Source organism: Streptomyces sp. NPDC102402 (assembly GCF_044765765.1).
Taxonomy (GTDB): domain Bacteria; phylum Actinomycetota; class Actinomycetes; order Streptomycetales; family Streptomycetaceae; genus Streptomyces.
The window spans coordinates 156,704-163,232 of sequence record NZ_JBIWKR010000015.1 but is presented as its reverse complement, the minus strand read 5'-3'; the positions used below and the strand labels follow the sequence as shown (position 1 = coordinate 163,232).

The 6,529-nt window shown below is 68.1% G+C and carries 5 protein-coding genes and 2 pseudogenes; 1 reads left to right on the top strand and 6 read right to left on the bottom strand.

Features of this window, described 5'->3' with window-relative positions; genetic code table 11:
• Positions 1-34: 34 nt before the first annotated feature.
• Positions 35-577, bottom strand: coding sequence for an SMI1/KNR4 family protein (locus ACIRJR_RS31000; RefSeq protein WP_403786741.1), 543 nt, complete (start codon positions 575-577; stop codon positions 35-37).
• 666 nt (positions 578-1,243) lie between these two features.
• Positions 1,244-1,564: pseudogene (locus tag ACIRJR_RS30995) on the bottom strand (Tn3 family transposase); the annotation flags it as partial.
• Positions 1,565-1,606: 42 nt separating this feature from the next.
• Between ACIRJR_RS30995 and ACIRJR_RS30990 the strand changes: the two are divergent.
• Positions 1,607-1,780 (top strand): annotated as a pseudogene (locus ACIRJR_RS30990) (metallophosphoesterase family protein); the annotation flags it as partial.
• A 214-nt stretch (positions 1,781-1,994) separates the two neighbouring features.
• On the opposite strand, the gene manD reads toward ACIRJR_RS30990, so the two are convergent.
• From manD to ACIRJR_RS30970, 4 genes are read right to left on the bottom strand one after another with little or no spacing between them, the layout of a single operon-like run.
• Positions 1,995-3,209, bottom strand: a complete 1,215-nt coding sequence (gene manD / locus ACIRJR_RS30985) for a D-mannonate dehydratase ManD (protein ID WP_403786739.1) — start codon at positions 3,207-3,209, stop codon at positions 1,995-1,997.
• Between the two features lie 38 nt (positions 3,210-3,247).
• A complete protein-coding gene (locus tag ACIRJR_RS30980; RefSeq protein WP_403786737.1) occupies positions 3,248-4,102 on the bottom strand; it encodes a carbohydrate ABC transporter permease in 855 nt (284 codons plus the stop codon).
• Positions 4,099-5,061 (bottom strand): carbohydrate ABC transporter permease, encoded by a 963-nt coding sequence (locus ACIRJR_RS30975; RefSeq protein ID WP_403786735.1) that lies wholly within the window; start codon positions 5,059-5,061, stop codon positions 4,099-4,101. Before ACIRJR_RS30975 ends, ACIRJR_RS30980 begins: the two co-directional genes overlap by 4 nt.
• The gene (locus ACIRJR_RS30970; RefSeq protein WP_403786733.1) at positions 5,061-6,380 is read right to left on the bottom strand and encodes an ABC transporter substrate-binding protein; all 1,320 of its coding nucleotides are present in this window, start codon (positions 6,378-6,380) and stop codon (positions 5,061-5,063) included. The genes ACIRJR_RS30975 and ACIRJR_RS30970 overlap by 1 nt, the downstream gene beginning before the upstream one ends.
• Between the last annotated feature and the right edge of the window lie 149 nt (positions 6,381-6,529).

Here is a 6,529-nt window from a genome sequence, read left to right as displayed (position 1 = left end):
CGACAACGCCAACCTCACATCATCACCGGTTACTTCAAGGCCCCGCATGTCCGCTACACCCTCGACGAGTGAACCCCATGAGTTTCTGATCAATAACAGTCCGCTCGGCGTACTCGCTCCAGTACCACAACCTCCCAGATTCGACATCCAGGCAGAGACCAGAGAGGCAATCTACCCCGAAAGAGCAGAAGGGGATCCACGCTGCACGCCACATGGTGAATTTATCACCGCCTCCCCTCTGGCGGTTCAACTCATCCTCGCGTCGTTGCAGCAGCATCTTCTGCCGGTAAACGCTGAGAACCGCGTCGAAGTCCATCAGCGCACCCTGGCCCAGCATAAAGCTCGCCAGTGGATCGGGAAGAAATCCGGAGTGTTGACGCCATAGGGCCTTTAGCCCCTCAGGAAGTTGAACCCCCAGTGTCTGCTGCAAGGCCGCGATTTCCGCCTCGGATGCGCCGGGCCGAAGCTTAGCCAATGTCGCCGGAGCGTGTTGATGCAACCACGACTCGATCCGCTGCCAGGCGTCGACCACCTGCCGTTGTTCGATGACCTGCGCCTGCTGTATGTAGTCGTTCACAGCTGACACGGTACCGGTCAGGGCAGGCGCAGTCCGGCCCATAACCACAGTAGTGCTAGGCGACGTTGGGGGTGCCGGGCCGCCCAGTTGAAGCTTTTCGTCAGGAGACAAAGCGGCCGGCAGGCCGGGCGTCCCGATCTGCCTGCCTTGGAAGACTAGGTCATCCGTCAGGTGCTCGGCCGTTTCTCGACATGTCCACTCCAATGAACCGGCTGTCGCGTACCACGCCTCCGCCTCCGAGGGAGCCGGCCGCACCGTGGCGAGTGCGAGTTGCACCGCGCGGGCCAGGGCGTCGGATCAGGCGCCGTTCGTGCGGGGTCGAGTGGTCATGATCTTCGAATGTCATCCGGGCACGGTAACGCGCACGCCCAATCGCCGCATTCCCGTTTGGGTAACGTCCCTGACCGCCCTACTGCGGCGCCACGAACGGCTGTCCGAGCGCCTCGTGGCCGCCTGCGCGGTTACCCCGGCTGGTGGCTCGGTAGACGGGCTTCGCCCAGGTTCCCCAGCGCTACCGAGAACTGATCCCCTACGCCACGACAAGCGACATGGCCACGCATGGACCCCACGGAGAACCTCTGAACTTGGGGGTGCACACTGGTCAAGCAGTCCTGTCAACCCCTTCAGTTCCGCCGCAACAGCCCTTCGGTAATCATGAACTTGTGGCCTCCTCCTGGGCATCAGGTAGAAGCCCCGGAGGTGGGCGAGCGCAAAGACGGGGAAGCTCTGGCCTTGGGTATCCGCGTGCACGGTGGTCGGCTGCACCTCGCTGGTGTTCTTCAGCAGGCCCTCGATGATGTAGAGGGCCTCCCACACCCCGCACGGGATGAAGTGCGTGAACAGCGCGATGTAGGTGTCCGAGACGTGGTGGTGGGCGATCCCGCCAGGCTTGCCGTACCTCACGCTGGTCTCGGAGAGCAGGTTGTCGAGGTAGGTGTCCATGTGGGTGCCGTCCGCCGCCACGGCGGTCCCGTCGCCCCACGCCTGTGAGATGTCGAGGGGGCGTCCTCCAGCGCCGGGAAACACCCCGTGTTCGGTCACAGCCACATTCCGTGGGACACCACCGCTCCTGGAGGGCTTCGGCTGCTCAATCCGGGCTCGCCGACCGACAGGCGACGCCAACCGCACTGCACGTACATGACCGCGGAGGTCGCCGACTCCCTCATCGACGTGCGACTGCACCGCGTTCCGCTTCCGGCCTGACCCGTGGCGAGCGGCGCGCCTCCGGCCGCCAGGACGTGGGCCGCCCCGGGGACGGGGGCGGGTCCGTCCCCGGGGCGGCCGGGAGTCGGGCCGGGGCGAGGAGCGCGGGCCGGGGCGGAAGCCGCCGGCGACGGGGAGCGCTACCCGCTCGCCACCGGACAGGACGTCCCAAAACAGGACGTCCTTGCACAGTGCCAGCCAAAAAACGCACACGTCACCAGTCGTGGACCGTCCCGTCCTGCAGTCGGTTGACCGGGAGGTACGCCGCTTCGTAGGGGTGCGCGGCAGCCAGGTCCTCGTCGAGGTCGACCCCGATGCCCGGCTCCTCGCCCGGGTGCAGATGGCCGTCCTCGAAGGTGTAGGCGTGGCGGAACACCTCGTTCGTGAGCGGGGTGTGGCCCGAGTACTCCTGGATGCCGAAGTTGTGTACGGCGAGGTCGAGATGGACGGCGGCGGCCATGCCGACCGGCGAGATGTCCTCCGGGCCGTGGATCGCGCTCTTGATCTGGTACTGGGCGGCGAAGTCGAAGAGCTTGCGCAGCGGTGTGACGCCTCCGAAGTGCGTGACCGCGGACCGGACGTAGTCGATCAACTGCTCGGTGATCAGGGACTGGTAGTCGTACACCGTGTTGAACACCTCGCCGATGGCGAGCGGCGTGGTGGTGTGGCGGCGGACCAGGCGCAGAGCCTCCTGGTTCTCGGCGGGTGTGCAGTCCTCGAGCCAGAAGAGGCGGTACGGCTCCAGTTCCTTGCCGAGGCGGGCGGCCTGGACGGGGGTGAGTCGGTGGTGCGCGTCGTGCAGGAGGGGGAGGCCGGGGCCGAACTCGGCGCGCACGGCCTCCAGCACGGACGGCATGTGACGCAGATAGGCGTCGGTGTCCCAGTCCTCGACCAGGGGACGGGCCTGCTGGTGCAGTACGGGGGAGCCGGTGTCGTCCGTGTGCGACACGCCGTAGACGGCTTTCAGTCCGGGGATGCCGGTCTGCACGCGGACGGCGGGGTAGCCCTCGTCGAGCCGGGCGCGGACGGAGTCGAGGAGTTCGGGGATGTCACGGCCGTTGGCGTGGCCGTAGGTCGCCACCCGGTCCCGGGAGGCCCCGCCGAGAAGCTGGTAGAGGGGGAGTCCAGCCGCCTTCGCCTTGATGTCCCACAGGGCGACGTCGACGGCGGCGATCGCCGCCATCGTCACCGGGCCGCGCCGCCAGTACGCCCCCCTGTACAGGGACTGCCAGGTGTCCTCGACGCGGTGCGGGTCGAGGCCGATGAGGAGGGGTGCGACGTGGTCCTCGAGGTAGCTGACCACGGCCAGTTCCCGGCCGTTGAGGGTGGCGTCGCCGAGGCCGGTGATCCCCTCGTCGGTCGTCAGTCTGAGGGTGACGAAGTTACGGCCGGGGCTGGTGACGAGGACCTTGGCGTCGACAATTTTCATGGGGATGCTTTCTTCCGGATGCGGTGGTGAGGGGCTTCTCAGCCCTTGGTGGCGCCGGAGGTCAGACCGGCCACCAGGTACTTCTGGCCGACGACGGCGGCCAGGACGACGGGGACGGTGATGAGCGTCGCCGCCGCCATGAGGCCGCCCCAGTCGGTGCTCGCGTACGAGATGAAGTTGAAGAGGGTCACCGGCACCGTCTGGGTGCGGTCGTCGGCGAAGATCAGCGCGAACATGAAGTTGTTCCAGCTGAAGACGAAGGCGAGCAGGGAGGCCGTCGCCGTCCCGGGGGCGGCGAGCGGCAGCGCGATGCGCCAGAAGGCTCCGAAGGCGCTCAGCCCGTCGGTGCGCGCGGCCTCCTCCAGCTCGACCGGCAGGCCGGCGAAGAAGCTGATCATGATCCACATGATGAGGGGGACGGAGACGAACATCTGGCTGAGGATCAGCACGGTGTAGGAGCCGACCAGGCCCATCCGTGCGAAGAGGTAGTACCAGGGGACGAGCAGCGAGATCGCCGGCACGATGCGTGCGACCAGGATCAGCGATCCGGTGCGGCGCATGTCGAACCGTCCGACCGCCCAGGCGGCGGGCACCGCGATGACGGCGGAGAGCACGGTGGAGACCACGCCGACCAGCAGGGAGTTGCCCATCGACCGCACGATCTGCCCGGCCTCGACGATGCTGCGGAAGTTCTCCAGGGTGGGGCTGAACCATAGGCCCACCGACGGGTCGGTGACCTGGACGTTGGTCTTGAAGGCCGCGGCGAACATCCACACCAGGGGCAGCGCGAAGACGAGCGTCACGGCGGCGATGGTGATCCCGCGCAGCCACGACAGGGCCGTGCGCCGGCGCAGGTGTGCCCGGACGGGTACGGGGGTGACGGTGGCACTCATGCGGTCTTCCTTCCGCCCCGGCGGCGCAGGAGGACCACGACGCCGATGATGAAGAGCGTGAACAGGACGAGGACGGCGGCGGCCAGGCCGTACTCCTGGTAGTCGAAGGTCAGCCCGTAGGCGTAGACGTTCAGGGTCTCCACCTCGAAGTCCGAGCCGCCGCCCGCGCCTTTGGTGGCGTAGAGGATGTCGAACGTCTTGAGGGCGTCGACGGCGCGCAGTACCAAGGCGGTGGCGAGTGTCGGCCCGAGCATGGGGAGCACGACGTGCCGGAACCGCTGCCATCCGTTCGCCCCGTCGACGCGTGCCGCCTCTTCCGGCTCCTCGGGGAGCGTGGTCAGCCCGGCGAGCAGCAGCAGGGTCATCATGGGGGTCCACTGCCAGACGTCGATGAGCATCAGGGTCGGCAGGGACTGACTGACGGAGCCCAGGAACTCCTGCCGGGGCAGGCCGGCTCCGGCGAGCAGATGGTTGGCTATGCCGTTGGTGGGGTCGAGGATCAGCAGCCAGAGGATGCCGATCGCCACCGGAGTGGTGAGCAGCGGGATGATCAGGACCGTGCGTACCCACCGCATGCCCCGGAACGGCTTGCGCATGAGCATCGCGAGGGCGAGTCCGAGCACCGTCTCCAGGACCACCGCGCCGACCGTGAAGACCAGCGTGCGCTGCGCGGCGGGCCAGAACCGGCGGCTGTCGCCGAGGGCGTCGGCGAAGTTCTGCAGGCCGACGTACCCCTTGCCCGCGTTCACCGCGCCGAAGGCGTCGGTCAGGCTGAGGTCGACGGTGTAGACCAGAGGGAAGACGATCATCAGCCCGACGAACAGCAGTGCCGGGGCGAGCATCGTCCACTTCAGCCGCCGGTTGGCCTGCTCGAAGGTACGGGGACGGCGCGCGGGCGCCGGTCCCGTGCCCGGCGCGGCGGCGGGGCGGGCGGTCGGGGAGACCTCCGTGGTGGACATCAGGACTCCTTGTGGCGGTTGTCGCGGACGAGGAAATCGGCGAACTCCGCATCGGCGTCACGAGCCACCGGCCCTACGTCGTCGCCGAGGATGCCCGCGACCAGGGGGCGCCCGACGATGTCCCTGGCGCGGCCGACCTGAAGGACCCGGGGCCTGTCGTAACCCAGTCCCCGCTCGGCGTTGAGGCGCATGGCCTCGGCGAGGTCGGGCGGGAAGGAGGCCAGGGAGCCGGGGTCGGACCACACCGAGCCGCGCGCGCCGGGGATGCCGTCCTTCTGGAGGTCCGCGGTCATCCCGGGGCCCGCCGCCCACTTGATGAACTCCCAGGCGTCGTCCCGCAGCAGGGAGAACTCGCTGATGCCGAGACTCCAGGACGGGATGTTGTGCGGCCGGGCGCCGGCCGGTCCTGCCGGGAAGGGGGCGAAGCCGACGGTCTCGCCCACGACCGACACCTCGGGGTCGAGGAAGCTGCTGTAGATCGCGTCGGCGTCGATGTAGAAGGCGGCCTTGCCCTGGGCGAAGATCGGCATGGCCTGTTCGAGACTCATGTTGGTGGCGCCCGGCGGACCGGTCCTCGACAGGAGCGTGCCGTAGTACTCGTACGCGGCGAGGGCTTCGGGAGTGCCGATGCCGGACCTGCCGCGTACGACGAAGTCCCCGCCGTGCGAGTAGAGGAAGCTCGACCACTGGGACACGGCGCCGCTGCGCTGGCCCCGGCCGACGAATCCGTAGAAACCCTTCTTCTTGTCGGTGAGTTCCCGGGCGGCCGACATCAGCGCCTCCAGGGTGCGGGGCGGTCCGCCGAAGCCCTCCACGAGGTCCTTGCGGTAGTACAGCGCCGGGCGCTCCGTCACCACGGGGACGCTCAGCACCTTGCCCGCCGTCAAGGAGGCCTCGCGCGGGGCCTTCTGGAAGTCCTGCCAGGCGAAGTCCTCGTCCTGGGTGACGCGGTCGCTGAGATCGGTGAGCCAGCCGTTGTGCGCGAAGAGCAGCTGTTCCTGGAGCGCACGGACCATCATGACGTCCACGTCGGTGCCCGAGGCGTTGAGTTTCACGTTGTAGCTGCTCGCCAGCTGGTCCGCGGTGAGCAGGGTCATGGAGACCCGTCGCCCTATCCGCTCCTCGAACTCCTTCGTCCGGCGCCTGATCGCCTGGGACCACACGTGGTTGATCGCCATGATCCGCAACGGGGTGTCGGCGGAGGGCCGGCCGCCCCGCGTCGTACACCCGCCGAGTGCTCCCGTCACGGCGGCTCCCGCCACTCCTGCCGCCAGCCGGCCGAAGGAGCGCCGACTGAGGAGCTGGCTGCTCGTGGACATCGTCGTCCTCGTCTCTCTGCGCTGTCGTGCGTCGTGCTCACCGGGGCCGTGGCCTCAGCGGGAGCTCCGTTCCGTCTGGTTCAACTGGTAGGACCAGTTGAACCAGACGGACGATAGCAAGAAGCAGGGCGCGCCGAACACCCCCTGAG

Bases quoted from the DNA above. Each gene is read 5' to 3' on its own strand.
- manD (WP_403786739.1), bottom strand. From the start codon at position 3,209: ATGAAAATTGTCGACGCCAAGGTCCTCGTCACCAGCCCCGGCCGTAAC.
- ACIRJR_RS30970 (WP_403786733.1), bottom strand. From the start codon at position 6,380: ATGTCCACGAGCAGCCAGCTCCTCAGTCGGCGCTCCTTCGGCCGGCTG.
- ACIRJR_RS30980 (WP_403786737.1), bottom strand. From the start codon at position 4,102: ATGAGTGCCACCGTCACCCCCGTACCCGTCCGGGCACACCTGCGCCGG.
- ACIRJR_RS30975 (WP_403786735.1), bottom strand. From the start codon at position 5,061: ATGTCCACCACGGAGGTCTCCCCGACCGCCCGCCCCGCCGCCGCGCCG.